The organism is Croceitalea vernalis (assembly GCF_031846405.1).
GTDB lineage: Bacteria > Bacteroidota > Bacteroidia > Flavobacteriales > Flavobacteriaceae > Croceitalea > Croceitalea vernalis.
In genome coordinates this window covers 837,510-861,204 of sequence record NZ_JAVRHU010000002.1, presented here as the reverse complement: position 1 = coordinate 861,204, position 23,695 = coordinate 837,510, and the positions used below count along the sequence as shown (strand labels likewise).

Sequence of the window (23,695 nt, the reverse complement as noted above, 5' to 3'; positions counted from 1 at the left end):
TATGAAGATTTAGTTTTTTGTAATTTAAAAGGTATACCTTTAGAAAAACCCTCACTAACTTGAAAGAATGTATCGTATTAGTTTTATGCCTAATTTCTTCATTTTTACATTCTCAAGAACTTTCCAAAAGCGATGATGCATCGCAACAGATACCACTTATAAATAAAGATTTATTGACCGCAGAAGGGCTTTATAGTTCAGGAACGGTTGCTCTTAAAAGTAAGAATTACGAAGATGCTCTGTATAATTTTAAGCTAGGACGAGAGCTAGCTAAAAAAAATGATGATGAATATCTAACAACTTTAGGCGACTTTTATTTAGCGACCTATTTTTATGAAACTAAAGATATTCCAGAAGCGTTAACCTATACTGACAAGGCTTTAACTAGTTTTCAAAATCAAAATCGACAAGCTGATGTTGCAAAATGTCAGTATTATTTAGGGAGAATTTACCGACAGATTTCAGACTTTGAAAAAGCATTGTTTCATTCTTTTGAAGCTTTAAGAATTAATGAGACAAGTAATGAAATAAAGGAAATTGCCAACTGCTTTTCATTAATTGGTTCTATTTATATACTTACGGGTGATTTAAATGAATCGGAATTAAATTTTCTGAAAGCACTAAAATTACAAGAACAAAATAAAAATGATAAGGAACTGGTAACAAGTTATCGAAATCTAGGAGTTCTGAATCAGAAAAGAGGAAATTATCAAAGTGCACTTAACTATTTTAATAAGGGCCTTTTAAAGATAGAAAAGTTGTCTATTAATGATATTGATATTTTAGATACGAAGGCTATTTTATTAGGTAATATTGGATCTACTTTAAGACAACAAGGAAAACCCAATGAATCTTTAGACTTTCTTTTTCAAGCTTTAGCCATTAAAAAAGAACTTAAAAGAGATAGAAGCACAGCACATACTTGTAATGATATTGCTGAAACGTATATCGAGATTAAAAGATATGATGAAGCGAAAAAATTTGCTTTGGAAGCTGCAGATTTATCTAAAGTTGTTAGTGCAAATAATAGAAGGTGGGCCTACTATTTAATATCAAAATGTGATTATGCACTCAAAAATTATAAGAGTTCTGTAAATAATTTTAAGATTTACAGCAGGTTAAAAGACAGCATTTTTACAATTCAAAAAGCAACCCGGTTTAATGAATTACAAATACAGTATGATACCGAAAAGCGTGACTTTCAAATTGAAGCACAGAAAAAAGATATTACTTTATTAGATACTCAAAATAAACTAAAAAGTCAATTTCTGTGGTTTGGCGGAATAGGGCTTTTATCATTATTTGGTTTTGTTTTGGCGCTTAAATCAAGACAAAAGGCAAAAAAAGATATCCAACAACAAGAGTATTTTACACAGAGATTAATTGAGTCACAAGAAATCGAACGTACTCGCGTATCAAAGGATCTTCATGATAGTGTAGGGCAACAACTAACCTTTATGAAGAAGAAAGCACAAAATTTAGACCAGCTAGAATTATCGTCACTTGCCAATGCCGTTTTAGAAGAGGTTCGAAGTATTTCGAGAGACTTATATCCTGCAACTCTAAAACAACTGGGATTGAGGGAAAGTATTGAGCAGTTATTATTCGATTTAGACGGTGAGACAGAAATGTTTTTCTCCGTAGAAATAGATGATATCAATACTAGTTTTGATGCTGCAGAAACGCTTAATTTTTATCGGTTTATTCAAGAATCAGTAAACAACGTTCTTAAACACTCGCTTGCGAAAACTTTGATTGTTAATATCGTTAAGGGCAAAAACGCCATTGAGGTTTTAATCAAAGATAACGGACAAGGTTTTCAAACCAGTAAAAGTATGTTGCACAATAGTCTTGGTTTAAAAACCATGGCAGAACGTATTCGCATTTTAAAAGGCAGCTTGTCTATAAAAAGTAAAAAAGAAGTAGGCACAACCATATTAGTTAAAATTCCAGTTTAGATGAGTAATGGCGTAACTATTTTCGTTGCAGACGACCACCCATTGTTATTAAAGGGCTTGGTCGATGAGCTAAAAGACTATAATTATAATGTAATAGGTACTGCCGAAAATGGGACTAGTGCCTTAGAAAAAATTGTAGCCTTAAACCCAACAGTAGCCTTATTAGATGTAGAAATGCCAATGCTTACTGGTTTTGAAGTTGTAAAAAAGTGCAAGGAGAAAAATATAGATACATATTTTATCATTCTTACCTCTCATAAGGAAAGAGGTTTTATACATAAAGCCCAAATGTTAAACATTTCTGGCTATATGATAAAAGATGAGCCATTTGTGGAGTTACACAAATGTATACAAAGTGTTAGCAAGGGTATACCGTATTTTAGTTCGGTTTTTAACGAGGTAATTGATAAGGAGATTGCCCCACAATTACAAAAAATTAAACTGCTATCACCATCAGAGCGAACCATCGTACGCTTAGTTGCTCAAGGTAATTCATCTAAAGAAATTGGAGAACAGTTAAGTGTTTCTAGCAGAACGGTAGAAAAACACCGTTCTAATATTATTGCCAAGCTAGATCTTACTCCAGAAATGGATGCACTTGTTGTTTGGACTAAAGAAAACAAGGAATTTCTTTCTACTATTTAGTCTTCAAAATACATCATTTTTTGCCTTTACGTAGCCCTACGTATTTATAGTCATCATTACGTATTTCATCTAACGCACATCTTGAATAGCTTGCAATCATTATTCTGGCAGTATTTTAAATTCAGCCGCCATTTTTTAAATAGCTAACTAAACAATCATAATTAAAACCATTTTAAAATGAAGAATTTAATATTTTTTGCACTTTTCTTGTTCTTGTTTGCAGGTTGTAGTAAAGATGAAGCAACGGAAGAACCAATTGCCATAGAAGAACCCAAAGATGCAGAAGCTGAACTTACATTTGCAGAAGTAATTGCTGAAGGTGGTGACTTTGAGCCGTACCCTGCATCTAGAACAGAAGAGGTACTCGCTGAATCTACTCCGATGAACGAAGATTATGAAATAGAAGAAGAGGGCGGAGGCACAGTCACAGAACGCTCGGTTTGTGTTACTAAGACGGTGAGTGTATTAGATGGGAACGGAACATTTCCTTTATTTAATACTAACGCAGATGTTATTTACCCAGGCAGTCTATTACAAGGCAAAACTTTATCAGATGCTACTCCAAAACCCATTGTTGTAGGCCGTGCCGGAGGTACCATTTCGTATGACCTTAATAACGGTAATACAAATTCTACTTTTACCGTTAATGAAGTTAGTAAGAGTTCTATTCAGGATGGAATGAATAATATTATCGCAAATGCTGGTCAAGTAGTTCCTGCTAATTTTCAGGTTGATATTATTCAAGTTGAATCTGAAAGCCAAATGGCTTTAGAAATGGGAATTAAGGTAGAAACTTTTACCACAGAGGTAGAAGGAAGCTTATCATTTAGTACAGAAAAAGAATATAACAGAACTTTGGTAAAAGTGAATCAGTCTTATTATACGATGAGTTTTGATTTACCAACTAGCTTAGATGAAATATTTGGTGAAAACGTAACACCAGAACAACTTCAAACTTATGTACAGTCAGACAATCCAGCTACTTTTATATCATCGGTTACCTATGGGCGTATCTTTTATATGCTAATTGAATCTACTTCTAGCCGTCAAGAAATGCAGGCGAGTTTAAAAGCAACCTATGACGCTGTTGCTATAAATGCCAGTGGCTCTTTAGATGTAGAAACTTTTGATTCATTAAAAGAGGTGAAAATTAAGGCTATTGCATATGGTGGTGATGCAGAAGGTTCTTTTCAACTGTTGGGTGAAACTTCTATTGCCGCAATTGCAAATAAAATAGGAGCAAGCACCGACATAAAGGCAGGTTTGCCTTTATCGTATTTGGTTCGCAGTGTAGAACGCCCTGATGAGATTGTAGGGGTAAAATTGGCTACAGAATATGATATCGTTAACTGCGAAGTAAAAGGTGTTTTGCCTCCAGAGGCATATCGTCCCTTGGTGGATATTTTTGAAGATGGAATAGGCGCTGCTTTTCATGTTACCGGTAAGATTATTGTATTGTATAATAAAGCAGGTGATAAATACGCCTATTATAATGTAGGTAGCGGAGAAGCGCCACGTATTTGGGATGTTAGTGACTGGGAAGGGGCAATAACCTCAAATAATATAAGTACAGGTCCTATTGGGGCAGCAGTCCGCTGGGGAGAAGATAGAATACATTTATTCAATAGGGATGGTACTAAATTTTTAAAATTTGATTATAATTCTGCAAGTTCCAATCTTTCTTCACCAACTAATCCAATTGGTACCATAGAGAGAAATACTGATGGGTCACCCAAATTTTTTGAAACAAGTACCTTTTATGCAAATACCCTTGACCCATGGACCTCTTTTCCTTTTGCTAATGATGGTATTGATGCTGCTATTCAATATAGTAACAATGCTACTCAACGCTATTTTTCAAATGATGGTAAGAGTACAACTTTACTAGAATTTGAATTACCTCTTAATCGCTGGGTCTGGTCTGAAAGTGTTGCTCCAAATACCGTATTCGGGGTTGACTTTTTTGAAAGTGTTGGTGCTGCTACAAAGGTTCAGTTTGGACCAACCACACAAGAAATTTTATACTTTAATGGAGACGGGGATCAAATGATGATTCAAACTCAGCCAAATACTATTAATGGTCCTTATTTTGTAAATTAATGTGCTGTCAAAGATTAATAATATTTGAGTATTCTAACTAATAAACATACTCAAAGCTAATGATTTAAGTCGTTTGGAGAATTAAAATGAAATATAGAAACCTCGTTAAAAACGAGGTTTCTATATTTCAAAACACTTTTATTTTTGAATTATGTATAAAAATAAAAACAATCATCTATTTTTTTTCCAGTCCTCAAATTCGCTTAAGTAATCATCATTTGTCATTGGATAAAGTCCTACAATTGATGTTCCATTTCCTACTTTCTCCAGGACAAAATCTTCATAAGAGGTCATTTTTAAACATTCATCAGCTACTTCATGAGCAAGATGCTGCGGTATAACCATAATACCATCGTTATCTCCCACGATATAATCACCTGGGAATACTGCTACATCACCACAACCAATGGGCTCATTAATTGCTATGGCTTGGTTTAGTGTTAAGTTTGTTGGTGCAGAAGGTTTTTGATGATAAGATGGCATAGCTAACGCGGCAATTTCTGCTGAATCTCTAAATCCACCATCGGTCACGAGACCAGCTACACCGCGTTTCATTAATCGAGTGGCTAAAATTGAACCCGCTGAGGCCGCTCTTGCACTTTTTCGACTATCAATCACTAACACATGATTTTGAGGACACTCTTCAACCGCAACTCTTTGTAAATGTTTGGGATTTCTAAAAACAGAAATCGGATTCAAATCTTCGCGTGCCGGAATATATCTTAGCGTATACGCTTGTCCAACCATAGGTTCGGTCATTTTCCTTAAAGGTTGTACGTCTTGAATAAACTGATATTTCAAGCCTTTTTTAAATAAGCAAGTCGCTATAGTAGCAGTGCTTACTTGTTTTAATTTATTGATGATGTCCATTGAATTATTTTCCATACTTATTTGTCAAAAAATTTTATTTAGCCTGTTTCCAAGTTTCTCTTAGGTATTTTAAATCTGCCTTCATAAAATCAAAAACTTCATTTTTGCTCATACTTATTTCGCTATCGCCATGTTCAGCACCTCCTAAATCATATTCAAGGTGTAATGAGATAGGAATATTAATTTGATACTGTTTTAAAATTGAAAAGTATTTTTTGAAATCGACCATGCCTTGTCCTAAAGGCACATTAAAAGGTTTCCAAACCCCATTTTGCTTTTTCCATATAAAATCTTTTATTACTATTGTTTTGATAAAAGGGCGTATTACTTCTAGCCCTAATTCCCAACTTTGCCCACCTTCAACTACTGCATGGCGTATATCATATTGGCAGCCTATATTTTTGTTATCGGTATGTGCTAATATTTTCGGTAAATCCCAAATTGGAGCTCCAACATGATTACCAGCATGATTTTGATAACAACCAATTAGGTTAAGTTTTTTATTCAGCGTTTCTAAGTCTTTTGCTTCTTCTCCAAAAATGGACTGACTATCTGATATTTTTTTATGCTTCGGGTATTTTAACCATCCAGTACGATAATATTGAAATCCTAAATTTGATGCTGTTTCTAATAAAGATATATTGATAGTATTGGTACTATCCCAAACATTGGTAGTCAACATAGCTGGCCGTAACCCATGAGCGGTCATAGCGTTAACAGCTGCGGGTAAATCTTCTGTAACCCGCTCTGGTAGTACATGACCTTTTGGTCTTACGGTAAGGTCTAATCCGTCAAAACCCATTTGTGCAGTCACAGCCGACATTTCTTCATAATCAAGAAATTGCAAATGCTTTGAAAAAAGATGAACTTCTATTTCTTTTGAGTTTTTTGCAGAATTGTGTTGAAAATTATCCTTAAAACTCCATAAAGGCAGACTTGTTAACGCGGCAGCAGATAGTTTGGTAAATTTTCTTCTGCTCATTACTTTTTTCGATTCCTGCATTTTTAGGTGCTAATTAATGTTATTGAGCTCGTTTTATTGTTAAAAATTTGCGTGTCTAACAAATATATGTATTTTTGGTAAACCAAACTGGTTAACCAATTTAATCAAAACAAAGAACAAAATACTCCCTTAACTTTAGCGGTGGTATTCAAATAAAAAAACTTCAATTTAACAACCCTTACCTAAAAGGTTTTAAAAAATCAAAATGATAAAACAGCGTTTTTTCTTACTAAGCATGGTATTTGCAATATTTTCTTGCAGCACAAATAGCAGTAAAAATGACATTTACGTAAAAGATATTGTAGAATTAAATGAAGCAATAACTGCTGCAAATCCTGGTGATGAAATCATAATGGCTAATGGTAAATGGGAAGATGTTGAAATTAAGTTCAGAGCAAAAGGCACAAAAGAAAAGCCAATAGTATTAAGGGCAGAAACTAATGGTGAGGTTACTATTGAAGGCCTTTCTTATTTAAAATTTGGTGGCGAATATTTAACGGTTGAAGGATTGTACTTTAAAAATGGTTTTTCCCCTTCAAACGCCGTTATCGATTTTAAAATTGGACATAAAGATAAGCCCGATGAAATATCAAATAACTGTAAAGTATCCAATTGTGTTATTGAAGACTTCAACAAACCAAAACGCGATGATAGTGATTTATGGGTACAGTTTTGGGGAAGACACAACGAGTTAAGCAACTGCTATATCGCAGGAAAAACGAATAGGGGTCCAACGGTAAGGGTTAGTATTGCAGGTATTGAGAGTATTAATAATTATCATCAAATAGTAAATAACCATTTTGGTCCAAGACCAGTGAAAGGTGGTCCGAGCGGAGAAACTATTCAGTTAGGTGATAGTTACACATCAATGTCTCCAAGTCACACTTATGTTGCTAATAATTTATTTGAAGAATGTAATGGTGAAGTTGAGGTGATTTCAAGCAAGACGAACTTTAATGTATTTAAGAACAATGTTTTCTTTAAAAGTGAAGGCTCTTTGGTTACTAGACATGGCAACTATGTAACCGTTGATGGAAATTATTTTATCGGTGATGGTGTCAACGAAAATTACGGTGGAATTAGAATAATAAATACAGGACATTGGGTGGTGAACAATTATTTCTATGGACTTAAAGGAAAAAGTTTTAGAAGTCCGTTAGCAGTTATGAATGGTATTCCTAAATCTCCATTAAACCGTTATAATCAGGTGACCGATGTTGTTGTAGCTTATAATACCTACGTCAATTGTAGTTCACCTTGGCAATTTGGAGTTGGCACTAATATAGCTCAAGCAGATGTATTACCACCTTCTGAAATAAGATCAGCACGTGCAATTAGAACTACCGTTGCCAATAATATCATTTACAATGAGAACGGATTAGAAAGTATTGTTGTCGAGAATGATAAAGCTGATGGTGTAATGTTCAAAAATAATATAGTTGATAATCAAGGTGTTGCTTTTAAAAACTTTGATGAGGGTATCGTTGAGGCTCCTTTAGAAATTCGAGCTTTATCGGAAAATGTTTTTATTCCCGTAGGCATACCAAATGACTTCGAAGCTTATAATGGTTTTGACTTTGATACGATTGAAAGTGATTTGTTAGGGGTCTCTAGAAAAGATAGCAATAGTATAGGTGCGGTTTTAGGTGTTGATGTCACCAACCCTAACATACTAGACAAGTCAAAATACGGTACTTCTTGGTTTTCTAATGAAGTTGAAGCAAAAGACCCAATCATTCATGTAGTGGAAAAAGCTGGGCAGTTACAAGCTATGCTGAATCAAGCTGCTAGCGGCGATATAATTGCTTTAGCCGATGGTGTTTTTACGATAGACGAATCTTTAGTTATAAATAAAAGCATTACAATACAATCTCAAGAAAACGCAAAAGCGATGCTAGTTTTTTCAGGGGCCTCAAAAACTCCATTGTTTTCGCTTCAACCTTATGGTAAATTAACAGTGAACAATCTTAGCCTTAAAGGGAATAAGGCTAATTATGCTTTTGCCAGTTTAAAAAAGGACATGTCTAATCATTTTGGATTAACAGTTTTGAATTCTGAAATCAGCGATTTTGATTATGTCCTGAAGGCATATAAAGAATCATTTGCCGAACGTGTTACTTTTGAAAACACCGCTATTTCTGATTGTGAAAACGGAATTGAATTATCTGAAGAAACTAATGATAAAGGTGATTATAATACAGAATATCTCACTATCAATAATTGTAATTTTAATGCTGTAAATCAAAACGTTGTTGATTATTATAGAGGAGGTTATGATGAATCTACAATTGGAGGTAATCTTTTAGTTTCTAATAGCACTTTTACAAATTGTGGTGGCAAAGAGAAAAATAAAAGGCTCTTAAATCATAACGGAATAGTAAATGTAGAATTAGTTGGGAATACCTTTGAAAATAATGACGTTCAGTTTGTATCTATATTATGGGGAGCAAAAAATAACACGGAATCAGATAATAAGGTTCTTAATTCAGGTGAAATAAGAACAGAAGAAAATCTGGTGATGAAGCTGATGTATTAATACATTTTTATTCGATTAACAATCTTTTGAAACTCCTATAAAAAATGAAGAAAGCCTTTTTTACTTTTCTGTTGATTTTAGCAATTATTGGATGTAAACAGAATTCAAAAACGACTATTGAGGATACGGCTCAACTTGAACAAAAATACCCTAGTGATGTTTTATCTTTTTTGGATGAATGGAAAATACTACTGGGCGATGGAACCTCTAATGATTCTTTAGTCGCCTATAAAAAGGAAGGGTTTTTTTATGTGCAAAATGATGGAGAATCAGATTGGGTGGTTTACAAGACACCAAACTCGGGTGTTACTTCGAGAACGTCTAGCAATACAAGAACAGAGTTAGGACAGAAAGCCCATTGGATACCTGAAACCGGTGGTAAATTAACGGGTACTTTAAAAGTGATGCATGTTTCTACAACTGGCGATGCCACCAAATCGTCATCTTATTCAGTAGTGATAGGACAAATTCACAGTGATGAAGGTCATGAGAATGAGCCCCTAAAAATCTATTATAAAAAGTTTCCGGGGCATACAAAAGGTTCGGTATTTTGGAATTATGAAATTAATACAGCAGGAGATAATATTGGCAGATTTGATTATTCTACTGCAGTTTGGGGATATGATTTTTCCGATGTAGGTGAAAGCGCAACGGAATATCCAGAAGAACCTGAAAATGGTATTGCTTTAGGTGAAGTGTTTAATTATGAAGTGAACGTACATGAGGGTATAATGTATTTAACTTTCACAAGTGAAAATCATGAAACTGTCCGTTTTACCAAGAGTTTAATAAAATCTGATTTTACAACAAGAGAAGCTATTCCTGAGCAAGTGCTAAAAGTTTATGCCAACAGAGAAAAGGGTGGAGGAGTAGAGCGCGATACTGCTTATGCCGGTGAAATAAATTACTTCAAACAAGGTGCTTACAACCAAGCAAACGCCAAAAGTACCAATGCTGAAATTTACGGAGGTGACATTCAAAAACAGTATGATAATGGTAGTTATGCTGAGGTGTGGTTTAAGCATGCTACTGTTGGAGCTTCAACTCGTCCTAATGGTCATTAATTAATAATATGAAAAATCATTTAAAAATAGTGCTGGTTCTGTATTTGATAATGACTTCATGTACAAGTGCTCAATCTTTAAAAACGGATGTCTCTAATTCCAATTTAATACACCCTAATTTAATTTTAACAAAAGAAGGGGTAAAAACCATTAGAGAGAATTTAGGAACAATACCAATTTTTGATAACACTTTAGCAAAAGTTAAAGAAGAAATTGACGCAGAAATAGAAAAGGGTTTTGATGTACCAATCCCTAAAGACTACTCTGGCGGTTATACGCACTCAACCCACAAAAAGAATTACAGTCTAATGCAAAAAGCAGGAATGCTTTATCAAATTTTAGATGATGAAAGCTATGCTAAATATGTAAAAGACATGTTGTTTGAATATGCGAGGCTTTATCCAACTTTGCCTATTCACCCGAAACCACGTTCCTACGCCAGAGGTAAATTGTTTTGGCAGTGTTTAAATGATTCCAATTGGTTAGTTTATACCAGTCAAGCCTACGATTGTATTTATGATTATTTAACTAAAGAAGAACGTACAGTTTTAGAAACAGATTTATTTAGACCATTTGCTAATCATATATCAAAAGATAATCCTCAGTTTTTTAATCGCGTACATAACCATAGTACTTGGGGCAATGTAGCCGTAGGTATGATTGCATTAGTTATGGAAGATGATTCGTTATTACAACGGGCCTTATACGGTTTAAAAGATGTAGAAATTGATAAGACTTTAAAAGATAACGATGGTGGTTATATAAATAAGGATGGAAAAACTGGTTTTTTTGCGAATCTAGATGAACCATTCTCTCCAGATGGCTATTATACTGAAGGTCCCTATTATCAGCGTTATGCCATGTATCCTTTTTTAATATTCGCTCAAGCACTACAAAATAAAAAACCAGACTTAAAGGTTTTGGAGTATAAAGATGGTGTATTGTTAAAGGGAGTAAATGCCTTGTTGAATTTGTCCAATGCCAATGGTGATTTTTTTCTTTTAAATGATTCACAAAAGGGAATGTCATATTACAATACTTCCTTGGTTTCAGCTGTTGATATTGCCTACCATTTTGGAGGAAATAATCCAGAGTTGTTAAGTATAGCCAAAAAACAAGAAGAGGTTACTCTAGATGATTCAGGGCTCTCAGTAGCGCTAGGCATTAAGGAAAATAGGGCTATACCATTTGTGAAAAGTTCAATTGAATTGTCTGATGGGGCAAATGGCGATGAAGGCGCAGTAGGAATTTTACGAAGTGATGATTTAGAGCTTGTGTTTAAATACACAGCACATGGTTTAAGCCATGGTCATTATGATAAACTTTCTTTTGCTTTATTCGAAAATGGAGATGAAATAGTACAAGACTATGGAATGTCTCGATATGTAAATATTGAACAAAAAGGTGGAGGTAATTATTTGAAGGAAAATAAAACTTGGGCAAAACAAAGTATTTCTCATAATACCTTAGTGCAAAACGAAATGTCGCACTTTAATGGGAAGTATGATAAAGGCAGTCAACATCATTCGGAGTCCTATCTATTTTCTGTGGAGAATAAGAACCTTCAAGTTGCAAGTGCCAAAGAATCAAACGCGTATCCTGGTACCACTATGCATAGGACTATGGTACTTATCAAGGATGATAAAGATTCAAAGCCTTACATTCTAGATATTTTAAAAGTAGATTCAGATAAAATTAATCAGTACGATTTACCATTTTATTATTTAGGTCAAATAATGCAAACAAGTTTTGATTACGAAAAACATGATTTTCCTGTTGTATTCGGAAGTAAAAACGGCTATCAACATTTATATAAAGAGGCATTTGGCGTTTCGAATGACGCTAATATGAAATTAACTTGGTTGTTAAATAACAAGTTTTATTCATATTCTGCTGTTAGCTCTAATGAAGATGAAATGATTTTAGGTCGTATAGGTGCTAATGATCCCGAATTTAATTTACGTCATGAACCAACTTTAATACTAAGAAGAAAGAATACCAAGAATACTGTTTTTGCTTCTATAATTGAATCTCATGGTACTTATAGTCCAGTGTCGGAATTAGCATTAAATGCGTATAGTAACATTAAAAATATCTCCGTGGTACATAATGATACGGATTATACAGCAGTACAATATGAAAATAACAATGGTGAGCTAAAACTTTTTATTCTTTCCAATAGAGAAGCGAGCACAGACAAAGAACATTCGTTACAAATTGATGAAAATATTATTTCCTGGACTGGCGCCTTTATTTTAAAGGAAATTTTAACGGAATAATAGTACCTGATTTTACACTTCCGAAAAATTCAATAGAATATTTTTACGATAACTTAAAATTTTAACAACTTAATGGTTATTTCGTTTTTTTTTAACAGACATATAACATATATTTGGTAATCCAAACTGGTCAACCAATTTGGTTGACCAAAAAATAATAAAACTTAAAATTTAAAAATGATAAAGAATTAGCACAAAAAAAGGACAGGTGCACGCCTGTCCTTCAAAACTATTACTTCTTTAGGAGGGAAGTAAAATTCGACAAAACACATTTTCTGTGAATTTGAAGAATTCAAAAGTAACGAATTCTTCTTTAGAATTTATTGAGAAGGCGTGATTAACTAAACTGAATTAGTAGAGTTTCAAAGCACTTGAAACGAGATTAAATAACTTTTGAAATTAACTGAATAACAAATGAACTTAAAAACGAGACTATTATTAATTGTGGTGTTGCTGGTCAACATACAATTATTTGCCCAGGATACCTATAGTGTTTCTGGAACCGTAAAAGACGCAAATAGCGTTCCAATCCCTGGAGCGAATATTGTGGTTTTGAATACTACGAGAGGTACACAAACCGATTTTGATGGAAATTATACGATTTCTGTTTCTAACAGTGATGTATTACAATTTTCTTATATCGGTTATGCAACACAAACCGTTATTATTAGTGGACAAGAATCCGTTAATATTATTTTAGAAGAAGATGCCAGTCAACTTGATGAAGTTGTGGTCATTGGTTATGGTACTCAAAGAAAATCAACAGTAACAGGTTCTATATCTAAGGTTGTAAACGAAACTTTAGATCAAATAGCTGTTTCTAGGGTTGATGATGCCCTTATAGGTCAAGTATCTGGTGTTAATATACAAGCTACTAATGCCGAGGCTGGGGGTGCACCGACAATTAATATTAGAGGTGTTGGTTCTGTAAGTGCTGATACTGGACCAGCATTAGTAATTGATGGTATCGTAGTTAGTTCAGAATTTTTGGCTAACATTGATATGAACGATGTGGAGTCCTTTGAAGTATTAAAAGATGCCGCTTCGGCTTCTATTTATGGTAGTGAAGGTGCGAATGGTGTGATCTTAATTACAACCAAAAGTGGTCGTGCAGGTAAAACAAAATTTAGCTATCAGACATATACAGGTTATAAGCAAGCTCATGGTAGTGACGATTATCGCAAAGATTTGAATGATTGGGCGGCCAAAGAGCAAGCTGCTACAGGAACGCTATCTGGTGAAACCTTATACGCTTTAGATTTAGTTAGTATCACAGGTATTAATAGAGATTGGCAAGATGTGTTCTTTGATGGAGGTACTGTAACTAGTCACTCTCTCTCTGCTAGAGGCGGAACAGAAAATTCAACATTCAGTGCTTCATTACGGTCATTACATGATGAAGGTGTTGTAATTACAGATGATTACAAGCTATATACTGGAAACTTGAAATTTGATACTAAAGTTGGTAAAAAATTAAAGTTTGGTCTTAGGGCTTCTCCTTCTTATACGAAGCAAAGAAGATTACCAACATCGATTCATAATCCAACAAGACAATCTCCTTGGTTGCCGATATATCATACGGAAGAAACATTGCAGTTTATCAATCGTGATGTTTATCCTGATGTGGGCGTTGGAGATTATTTTTTCGAAAATCATTTAGAGAATAGAGATTATGACAATGATGGGAATACTGAGAGACCTAGAACTTCAGGAGATTCTAATCCTTATCAGCAATATGTTGAACGTCAACATTATGAGTTCAACACTAAATTATTTGGGTCTACCTATTTAAGTTATAAACTAGCTAAAGGTTTAACTGCAAAAACTTCTTTGGGGGTAACTTTGGAACAACGCAAGAGAGATAGATACGATGGTGTAAACTATCATGCTTCAGGCGCATCAAGATCTAACTATTTCTTAGAAAATAGATTTCGTACAAGGTTAATTTCTGATAATACTTTAAATTATAGTAGAACATTTGGTGATCATGATTTGAATCTATTAGGTGGTCTTACTGTACAACAACGAAAAAGTGAAGTCAGTCAAGTAGAGACTAATGGTTTTACAGATGACCGTTTAAGAAATGTTCAAGGTGGTAACCCTGACAACACAACAGTTTTTCAATCCAATATTGAAAGAAAGAAAATTGGTTACTTCGCGAGGTTAAATTATTCTTACAAGGACAAATATTTGTTTAATGCCTCTTTTAGACGTGACGGAAGTTCTGTTTTTGGTATTGACTCCAAGTGGGGTAATTTCCCTGCGGTCTCAGTAGGTTGGAATGTTGCAAAAGAAAATTTCTTATTATCTAGTGATTTAGTAAGTAATTTAAAGTTTAGAGCAAGTTACGGTTTCACAGGGTCAGAGAACTTTAATGTTGGTTCTGATGTAGAAAACACATGGCCTTACTTAGCGCTAATTCAAAATGCAAACGCAGTTGTCGATGGTAGTTTGGTAACTGGTGGTGCTCCTTTAAATATAGCGAACGCCTTATTACAATGGGAAGCTTCGGAAGAATTGACAGTCGGATTAGATTATGGTTTTTGGAACAATAGAATCACAGGTTCAATTGACTATTATCAAAGAAATAGTGATGAATTATTACTAGAAAATCCGGTTTCTTATGTAACTGGGTTCAACAGTGGTATCGTAAACTTAGGTGAAGTTCAAAACAGAGGATTAGAATTTGAGTTAAGAACCCGTAATATAATGGGTGAAAAATTTAGTTGGAATTCAACTTTAATCGCATCTACTAATCAGAATGAGTTGTTAAGTTTTGGAGAGTCAAATAACGCTTTAATAGAAGATACATATGGTAGAAATTCACAATGGATTAACCGAATTGGTGAGCCTATTTCATCTTATTGGGGATATGTAGTGGATACTGATGCTTACGATGAAACTTCATTTAGAACTACTTATGTTGATAATCCATGGAACAGAATCAATGGTCAAGCCGATGATACTATCGTAAAAGATTTAAATGGTGATGGAATTATTACAGAAGAGGATAAAACAATTCTTGGAGATCCTTACCCAGATTTGATTTACAGTTTTACGAACGAATTTAAAATTGGTAAGATTGATGTTTCTTTTATGGTACAAGGTAGTCTAGGTGCCCAAGTAAATAATATTGGTGACCAGTATTTCTATAATTGGTTTGGTAATAGAACCAGAAGTGGTGGAGAAGCACAAGCCGTTGCAGATGGCTTAGTTCCTCATGAATCTTTTATTCAAGAAAAGGTATTAACTAGTGAAGTAATTGCAAGCGCAGATTATTTCTCACTAAGAAATGTCAATATTGGCTATAATTTTGATGAAAAAACTTTATCAAATATAGGTCTTGAAGGTTTACGAGTTTATGTTACTGGTCAAAACCTCCTTTACATAACTGCAGATGATTATCATGGTTTTAATCCAGAACATGATGACAATGGTAATATAAGAGCTTTTGGTTCACAAAGAGCTGGTACTCCTATATTCAGTACACTAACACTTGGTTTAAATATTGATTTCTAAAAAAAGAATTATTATGAAATATATAAAATATTTAGTATTCACATTGACGATATTTTTCGTATCGTGTGATACAGACGAATTTTTAAATCCGATACCAGATACTGTAGTTGTAGAAGAATCCTTCTTTCAAACTGATGCTGATGTTGAATCTGGTTTAATAGGGATATATGATGCACTTCAAGGTGTCAATGAAAATACCGAAACTAATATTGGTAATTTCAATAGAGGCTTACAATTTGAACACCTTTTAACAGAGCATAGAACTGATAATACTAGGAACGCAACTTTAGAAGGCTCGAAATCTGATTTTCATAGATATGTTGTTGATGCCAATAATGTAGAATCAGAAGATTTTTACGCTTCGATGTTTGAAGTAATCTTTAGAGCTAATAACGTACTTAGATTTATTGATGTTGCTGATGCAAGTAATCAAGCAAAGTATACTGCTGAAGCTAAGTTTTTAAGAGCTTATGCTTATTTTAAATTAGTTAGACTGTTTAGTGATGTGCCTTTAGTTACTGAGGTTGTTGGTCCGGAGGATAATGAAACATTATTTGTTAGAGTATCTGAAGAACAAATTTACGCTCAGATTGTGGCAGACTTGCAAGAGGCAGTTAGTGTTTTAGATGATTCTTTTAAATCACGTGCTTCAAGGTCCGCTGCTCAGGGTATTTTGGCTAAGGTATATTTGACACAGCCGACTCCTAATTATACCGGGGCAGAGCAGTTATGTGAAGCAATTATAAATTCTGGTGCATTTGCATTAGAAAGTAATTACTCGGATGTATTTTATAATGAATTGAATGATGAAATAATTTTTGCAATTCAATACCAATTCGGAAATACCCTTGAAAGTCAAAGTTTCTCATCGGAATTTACTTCGTTTTCAAGACAAGGTAGAGAAGACGGTCAAAACATTGTAAATGATAATCTAGTAACTGACTTTAGTGCATTCGGTGGTGTAAGAGGTCCACAGTCTTTCATTGTTTTAGGTAGTTCTATTGAAGTTATTAAATATCTGCCAGAAGGATCAGATATATCTGTATCTCCTCCTACCTATGGTGATAATGCTCGTAATGCGGGTAACGATTATATCGCTTTACGCTACGCTGATGTGCTTTTAATGCATGTTGAAGCTACAATTGGAGCAGGATCTAGCACATCAGACTTAGGAGCCTTACAATCTTTTCAGGCTGTTAGAGATAGAGCTTTCCCTGCGACAGCACCAAACGCTATTTCAAGTGTAACTAAAGATGAGCTTTTAACTGAAAGAAGAGTAGAACTAGCCTTTGAAAATCAAAGATGGTTTGATTTATTAAGATTTGGTGTAGCCAATGATGTATTGAGTGCACATGCCCTTGAAATGGGTTATGTATATTCTGCAAGAGATTTATTGTTACCAATTCCAGCTAGAGAAATTAATCTTAGTGATGGATTATTGACTCAAAACCCTGGATATTAATATTAATATAAAAAACTATGAGATTTAAATTAAAAATATTTAGCAAAACAAAATTATTGCTGATGACCCTAATCAGCGCTAGTATTGTTGCCAGTTGTGTGGGCGATGAAATTTTTAGAGATGAATTACCTGGTTCAAATTCAAAAGCGGACACGGTTTTTCCTGAGGCTAATTTTTCTTATGCCTCTTCATCTGATGATTTTAGAACTATTAATTTCACTAACCTTTCTACAGAGTCGTTATCGTATTCTTGGAATTTTGGTAGTGGCAATACATCAACGGATCAAGACCCTTCATTTACTTTTGAAGCTGGAGAAGGTACATATCCTGTTGAACTGACAGCAACTGATGGTAATGGTATTTCAGGCACCACTTCTATTGATGTTATAGTTGTAGAAGGTCCTTTTCAGCCAATTATTTTAGAAGCTGGTTTTGAAGATGATACTTTACCTGAAGGTGGTGGTGATGGTCGAGATTCTTGGAGAAATGATATTGGAGGAGTTATTCAAATTACTGGAAGCCCTGTTACATTCGGAGATCAAGGAGCTAAACTACCTGTTCCTGCAGGTGATCGTGCTGGTTACCAAGAAATAACAGTTGATCCAGATATGAACTACGACTTAAGTTTTTGGTATACAATGCTAAGTGGTTCTTCTGACCCAAGACTGATTGTTTCAGTTTTAGGAGTGACCGAAAATGGAGGTGAATTTACTACTATAGAAGAGGTTGCAGCAGGTACAATAGCATCTGTTACAGTTACGGATGATTCGGAGCCTGATGTCTATGTTCAACAAAAATTGTCTTTTAATTCAGGGACAAATAATACAGTAGCTATATTTTTTACAAACGGAGATGTAGAAGCAAGGCTTGATGATTTTACTATTGATATAGGTGCTGAAGGGGCAGTGCCACCTTCTGTAGGTTTTAGTTCAGAGCAAAGTGAAGTAAACTTTTTAGAATATACATTTACAAATTCATCTACTGGTGCAACTGCATACGAATGGGATTTTGGTGATGGAAATATGTCAACTGAAGAATCGCCAACTCATGTTTATGCTGAGGCCGCTGAATATACAGTAACGCTTGTAGCTACTAATGAGTCTAACCTTTCCAATACCTTAGAGCAAACCATAAATATTTTGGCGCCGGTTACGGCAGGCTTTACTTATGAAGTTGATCCTGATGATTACAGAACAGTCAATTTTATGGATGCTTCTATTGATGCAGTTGAGTTATTGTGGGAATTTGGTGATGGTTTCCAATTTACAGGAATGGACCCTTCACATACGTATGATGAAGATGGTATTTATACAGTTTCATTGACAGCAACGAGTATTACTGGTAATACTGATGTTGAAACGGCAGAGATAGTGATTTCTGAAGGTTTTGTTGTGCAAGTTCTTAATGGTACATTTGATGAGTTTACTGTGAATACTGGTGATAATGCTGATGCCTGGGATATGACACCGAACTCAACAGTAGTCAATAATGATGGTGAAACTATAGATAGTCCATATGACCCACTTTGGGATAATGGCGCATTAGACTCTTGGTTAGATGGATTCTTTGGTGATGGTAGTGAACAAGCCGGTTCTACTAGTGATGGAAACAATGGTACCAGAGGAGCTAAACTAGATGAAAAAGGTCGTCGTTTGTATCAAGTAGTAACAGTCCAAGCAGGTGAAACTTATACTTTCTCAATTGATGCTAGAACTACTGCAGGTGGCATAACTTCAGAAGTATTTATTTTGAATACTCAAATCGAAGATGAGATTGCTATTAATGCTTCAAAAACAGACCCTGTAATTGATGCTTATTACGCAATACCGAATATTTTTGATACTGACGGTGATGCATATTCAACACATACTTTTGAATTCACTGCTTCAACTGGTGAGATAGTCATTTACGTTAGAAACGTAGATGTTATCGATAACTCTGCAGAGGCCTTCTTTGATAATGTTATTATTGAATAAATTTTCTAACCATTACTACTATAATAAAACCACTCGGTCTATATTAAAGACTGGGTGGTTATAGTACTAATGAAGGTTAGTTTATTACTATTTGCTTCTTTAACTCTTTGCTTATTTTATACAATGAATTTTTTTTCAAAAAAATCTATTGCGGTTTTTCTAATGTTGTTTTTAACTGCAAATCTTGTATGTCAAACGGATATTAGTAGGGATTCAAATTCGAAGACTAAAATCAGTAAGAAGAAAAAGAAGAGCAAAAAAAAGGTCAAATTACCTAATGTAGATTTAAGCCATTGGAAGGTTACTATACCAGAAGGAAAAGGTAAAGGAGGCGCAATTAGCGTTAGGCCACCTGAAATTCTAGAATATGCGAATAATGAGGTCTTAAGACCTTTTATGTACAATGATTCGGCCGTTGGTGCTATAGTTTTTCATGCCTATCCAACCAATGCAACTACTGCAAATACGAAGTATTCTAGGTCAGAACTTCGTGAACAAATGGAGCCAGGTAATGATAATGTAAATTGGACCTTTGCTCAGGGTGGTACTTTGAAAGCTAAAATGGCGATGGGTGAGGTTACTAGGGCAGATAATGGCAAATATCATAAAGTAATAATTGCTCAAATTCACGGGCGTTTGACCAATGAACAGAAAGAATTAATAGGTCAAAAAGATAATAATGCTCCTCCAATATTGAAAATTTATTGGCAAAATGGTAAAATCAGGGTGAAGACCAAGGTTTTGAAATTTGCAGGAGTTGATAATAAGGGCATACTATTTAAAGAAGCGTGGACTGATGATAAAGGCAGAAATTTTGAAGAGGAAGTAGGGTTCAGAAAGTTTACAATAGAAGTGAAAGTGACTGATGGTAAAATGGTTGTTTCTTTAAATAAAAATGAATTTTTTGTTTACGATAGTCCGAGTATAAAACGTTGGGGGGTATTTGAAAATTATTTTAAAGTAGGAAACTACTTTCAAACAAGAGACGAAGGTGCTTTTGCTAGCGTGAAATTATTCGATTTATCAGTTGAACATTAGTAAGATTTTGAGTTAGTTTAGTTAAGGCAAGGGCTGTAAATCAGGTAGCTATTGACGGTCCTTGTAAACTAAATAAATTTAATTAATGATATTATCGAATGCAATAGCAATATGTTGAAGTTAATTTCATAGATTTAACAAACCAATCTGGTTAACCAATTTGGTTCATTAGAATAAGCAATATGAAAGTCGAAGTTTTAACAACAAATGATAAGCGAGATATTCAGCAAAAAATTATTGCTAAACTTCGCGATTTGATTGAATATAAAAACTTGGAACCGGGCGATAAATTGCCTTCTGAAAGAATGTTATCAGAAAAGTTCGAAGTTAGTAGAAGTAATATTAGAGAAGCGATTCAAAAATTAGAATTCTACGGTATTCTTTATTCTAAACCACAAAGTGGAACTTTTATCGCGGATATTGGTCGTACTGCAATGAGCGGTATGATGGAAGATATATTGGACCTCGAAGAACCAGACTTTAAATCTTTAGTTGAAACAAGAATTTTACTAGAACTTAAAACCGTACGACTAGCAGCTTTAAGAAGAACAGAAGAAGATTTAAAGGCATTGCAATTAGCGCTAGATGCTTACAAGAACAAAGTTTTAAATAAAGAAGATGCCGTTGAAGAAGATTTACTATTTCATTTAGCAATTGCAAAGGCCAGTAAAAATAGCTCTATGAGCACTTTTATGTTAATCATAACACCTGAAATTATTACAAATTTTGAAAAGTATCATGTTTGTGATTCTAGTCTTTCAATGAAAGGAATTCAAGAACATGAGAACATTTTTCAGGCAATAAAAGAACAAGATCCAAAAAAGGCGAAAGAGATGATGAAAGTTCATTTTAAAGTTTTATATCAATATTGTTACCATACCAATAATTAAATAGAATATGCTGAGGACAATTTTTGCACGATTTTGTTTTCAGTTTAAAAAATATAGGAGGTAAGTAAGACTCGATTGAAAATACAATAGAATCTCTGTTGTTATAACTGTGTCGGTCATTACTTTTTTAGAAAATTTAATTCTTAATAATAAAATATTTAGGAAAAATAGAGGCCTAGATATTGTTTGCTTTGAATTATGAGAATAGTTAAAATAGTATTATGAAAGTTAAAGGGCTTAGGTGGTGGATTATTGGGTTGATTTTTATAGCAACGGTCATCAATTATATTGATAGAACTGCTTTTGCTTTGCTTTGGCCACAGATGGGTGAAGACCTAGGAATGGACAACTCCGATTATGCTAATATGCTTAATGTATTCATGATAATGTACGCCGCAAGTAAATTTATATCAGGAAGGTTATATGACAAAATTGGAACCAGAATTGGTTTTATTGTTTCAATTGTGGTTTGGTCTGTTGCAGCAGCTTTTCATGCGGTCGCTAAAGGGTTATGGACCTTAGGTGCAGCGCGTGGATTACTTGGTTTAGGAGAAGCCGGATTATGGCCTGGGGCGGTGAAAAGCAATGGCGAATGGTTTCCTGTCAAACAGAGAGCTCTAGCGCAGGGTATTTTTAATTCAGGAGCATCTATTGGTAACGTAATTGCTGCGCCAATTATAGTTTTTCTGTATGCTCAGTTTGGTTGGAAATCTACTTATATTATTTTAGGTGCAATGGGTTTAATTTGGGTCATTCCATGGTACATCGTGAATAAAACGAAACCTAAAGATCACCCATGGATAACAGAAGAGGAAAGAAATTTAATTTTAAATGATAGGATTGAAAACAATAATGTCGTTGCTGATGATGCAAAAAGCCTGAGTGTTCCTAAAATTTTGAGTTTTAAAGAACCTTGGGGAGTGCTATTATGTAGGTTTTTTATAGAACCCATTTGGTGGTTTTTTGCTGGCTGGATGCCTATATACTTGAACTCAAAATTCGGTTTGAGCATAGAAGAAATTGGTAATACAATTTGGATTTCTTATTTGATGGCTGCTGCCGGAGGAATATTAGGCGGTGCTTTTACCGAAGCAATTATTAAGCGAACGTCCATAGATTTTGGACGAAAGGCAAGTATAGTTTTAGGAAGTCTATTAATTATTATCGGTTTTGTTTCGATTATACTTTTTGTGACAGAATCTAATTATATGACTTTTATATATTTAGCAGGTATCGCCTTGTTTGGTTTTCAATTTGCCATTGGTAATATCCAAACGCTATCTAGTGATTTATTTAGAGGACCTTCTGTTGGAACTTTAGCTGGGTTAGCAGGAACGGTAGCAGCAATTTCACCAATTATTATGAATTGGTTTATTGGAAAAATAACAGATGGCGGCTCATATACACCGGCATTTGTGACCATAACACTTTCGGTTGCTTTAGCTGTAATCGCTGTATTGTTTTTAATAAGAAAAGTAAAACTTGTAATCAACGAATAGAACAAATAATAAAGAAACATAATTAAATAATATGAGTACAAACGAAGGAAAGATTGCTATAGTAACGGGAGCTACAGGGGGTATAGGATTCGAAGTTGCGAAACGATTAGGTCTAGATGGGTATACTGTTGTATTAAACGGTATTGAAGATGAGGCTGGAGCTGAGCGAGTTAAGGAATTAACTGGTCATGGTATAAAAGCGGAGTATTATGGTTTTGATGTCACAAGCGAAGCTGCTGTAACAGAAAACATCACTAAGATAGGAGAGAAGTATGGTAAAATAGATGTGTTGGTTAATAACGCTGGTGGCTTAGGAGGTCGTTCAAGATTTGAAGAAATGACGACAGACTTTTACAGATTTGTGATGGCTTTAAATCTTGATTCGGTATTTTTTGCATCAAGAGCTGCGATACCTTTTCTTAAAAAAGGGGAGCATCCCTCGATTATAAATTATACTTCAAATGCCGGCTGGACCGCCGGTGGTCCTGGTGCAGGAATTTATGGTACGTCAAAAGCAGGAGTACATGCCATCACAAGAGCACTAGCGAAGGATTTGGCTGAATATGGTATTCGCGCCAATGCCGTTTCACCCGGTACGATTGACACTCCATTTCATGCACAAATCAAAGCGACCAAGCCAGAGGTGTTTGCATCTTGGGCAAATAATATCATGTTAGGTAGATTAGGCCAACCAGAAGATGTAGCAGGAGTAATATCATTCTTAGCAAGTAAAGACGCATCTTTTATCACAGCAGAAACAATCCAAATTGGTGGAGGGCAAGCTTTAGGTATTTAATATTAAAAGTTTATATAAAAAAGGCCTTCGTAAATTTCTTATGAAGGCTTTTTAATTTTA

Annotated in this window: 15 protein-coding genes; 13 read left to right on the top strand and 2 right to left on the bottom strand. The window is 34.5% G+C overall.

All coding sequences use genetic code 11. From position 1 onward, the window contains the following. Positions 1 to 59 precede the first annotated feature (59 nt). From RM520_RS10275 to RM520_RS10265, 3 genes are all read left to right on the top strand, one after another. Entirely contained in the window at positions 60 to 1,958 is a 1,899-nt protein-coding gene (locus RM520_RS10275; protein WP_311387966.1) for an ATP-binding protein, read from the top strand. Then, a complete protein-coding gene (locus tag RM520_RS10270) occupies positions 1,959 to 2,603 on the top strand; it encodes a response regulator (protein ID WP_311387965.1) in 645 nt (214 codons plus the stop codon). It abuts the gene before it with no gap. Positions 2,604 to 2,780: 177 nt separating this feature from the next. Beyond that, a complete protein-coding gene (locus tag RM520_RS10265) occupies positions 2,781 to 4,703 on the top strand; it encodes a thiol-activated cytolysin family protein (protein ID WP_311387964.1) in 1,923 nt (640 codons plus the stop codon). A gap of 171 nt (positions 4,704 to 4,874) precedes the next feature. On the opposite strand, the gene RM520_RS10260 is transcribed toward RM520_RS10265, so the two are convergent. Continuing rightward, entirely contained in the window at positions 4,875 to 5,588 is a 714-nt protein-coding gene (locus RM520_RS10260) for a ribonuclease activity regulator RraA (protein WP_311387963.1), read from the bottom strand. Between the two features lie 19 nt (positions 5,589 to 5,607). Continuing rightward, a complete protein-coding gene (locus tag RM520_RS10255) occupies positions 5,608 to 6,576 on the bottom strand; it encodes a sugar phosphate isomerase/epimerase family protein (RefSeq protein WP_311387962.1) in 969 nt (322 codons plus the stop codon). A 205-nt stretch (positions 6,577 to 6,781) separates the two neighbouring features. On the opposite strand from RM520_RS10255, the gene RM520_RS10250 reads away from it, so the two are divergent. The 10 genes from RM520_RS10250 to RM520_RS10205 all read left to right on the top strand — a co-directional run bounded on the left by RM520_RS10250 (position 6,782) and on the right by RM520_RS10205 (position 23,635). Then, complete coding sequence (locus RM520_RS10250) at positions 6,782 to 9,112, top strand: chondroitinase-B domain-containing protein (RefSeq protein ID WP_311387961.1); 2,331 nt, start codon at positions 6,782 to 6,784, stop codon at positions 9,110 to 9,112. A 44-nt stretch (positions 9,113 to 9,156) separates the two neighbouring features. Continuing rightward, entirely contained in the window at positions 9,157 to 10,176 is a 1,020-nt protein-coding gene (locus tag RM520_RS10245; protein ID WP_311387960.1) for a polysaccharide lyase family 7 protein, read from the top strand. Between the two features lie 8 nt (positions 10,177 to 10,184). Continuing rightward, complete coding sequence (locus RM520_RS10240; RefSeq protein ID WP_311387959.1) at positions 10,185 to 12,455, top strand: alginate lyase family protein; 2,271 nt, start codon at positions 10,185 to 10,187, stop codon at positions 12,453 to 12,455. A 414-nt stretch (positions 12,456 to 12,869) separates the two neighbouring features. Beyond that, positions 12,870 to 15,974: a SusC/RagA family TonB-linked outer membrane protein gene (locus tag RM520_RS10235; RefSeq protein WP_311387958.1), complete on the top strand. Its 3,105-nt coding sequence runs from the start codon at positions 12,870 to 12,872 to the stop codon at positions 15,972 to 15,974. Positions 15,975 to 15,987: 13 nt separating this feature from the next. Next, positions 15,988 to 17,436: a RagB/SusD family nutrient uptake outer membrane protein gene (locus tag RM520_RS10230; RefSeq protein ID WP_311387957.1), complete on the top strand. Its 1,449-nt coding sequence runs from the start codon at positions 15,988 to 15,990 to the stop codon at positions 17,434 to 17,436. A 62-nt stretch (positions 17,437 to 17,498) separates the two neighbouring features. After that, a complete protein-coding gene (locus tag RM520_RS10225; protein ID WP_311387956.1) occupies positions 17,499 to 19,412 on the top strand; it encodes a PKD domain-containing protein in 1,914 nt (637 codons plus the stop codon). A gap of 123 nt (positions 19,413 to 19,535) precedes the next feature. Next, the gene (locus RM520_RS10220; protein ID WP_311387955.1) at positions 19,536 to 20,450 is read left to right on the top strand and encodes a polysaccharide lyase family 7 protein; all 915 of its coding nucleotides are present in this window, start codon (positions 19,536 to 19,538) and stop codon (positions 20,448 to 20,450) included. 182 nt (positions 20,451 to 20,632) lie between these two features. Beyond that, on the top strand, positions 20,633 to 21,340 hold the full coding sequence (locus tag RM520_RS10215) for a FadR/GntR family transcriptional regulator (protein WP_311387954.1): 708 nt from the start codon (positions 20,633 to 20,635) through the stop codon (positions 21,338 to 21,340). Positions 21,341 to 21,561: 221 nt separating this feature from the next. After that, positions 21,562 to 22,839, top strand: a complete 1,278-nt coding sequence (locus RM520_RS10210; RefSeq protein ID WP_311387953.1) for an MFS transporter — start codon at positions 21,562 to 21,564, stop codon at positions 22,837 to 22,839. 31 nt (positions 22,840 to 22,870) lie between these two features. Further along, positions 22,871 to 23,635 (top strand): SDR family NAD(P)-dependent oxidoreductase, encoded by a 765-nt coding sequence (locus RM520_RS10205; protein ID WP_311385616.1) that lies wholly within the window; start codon positions 22,871 to 22,873, stop codon positions 23,633 to 23,635. The last annotated feature ends 60 nt before the right edge of the window (positions 23,636 to 23,695 follow it).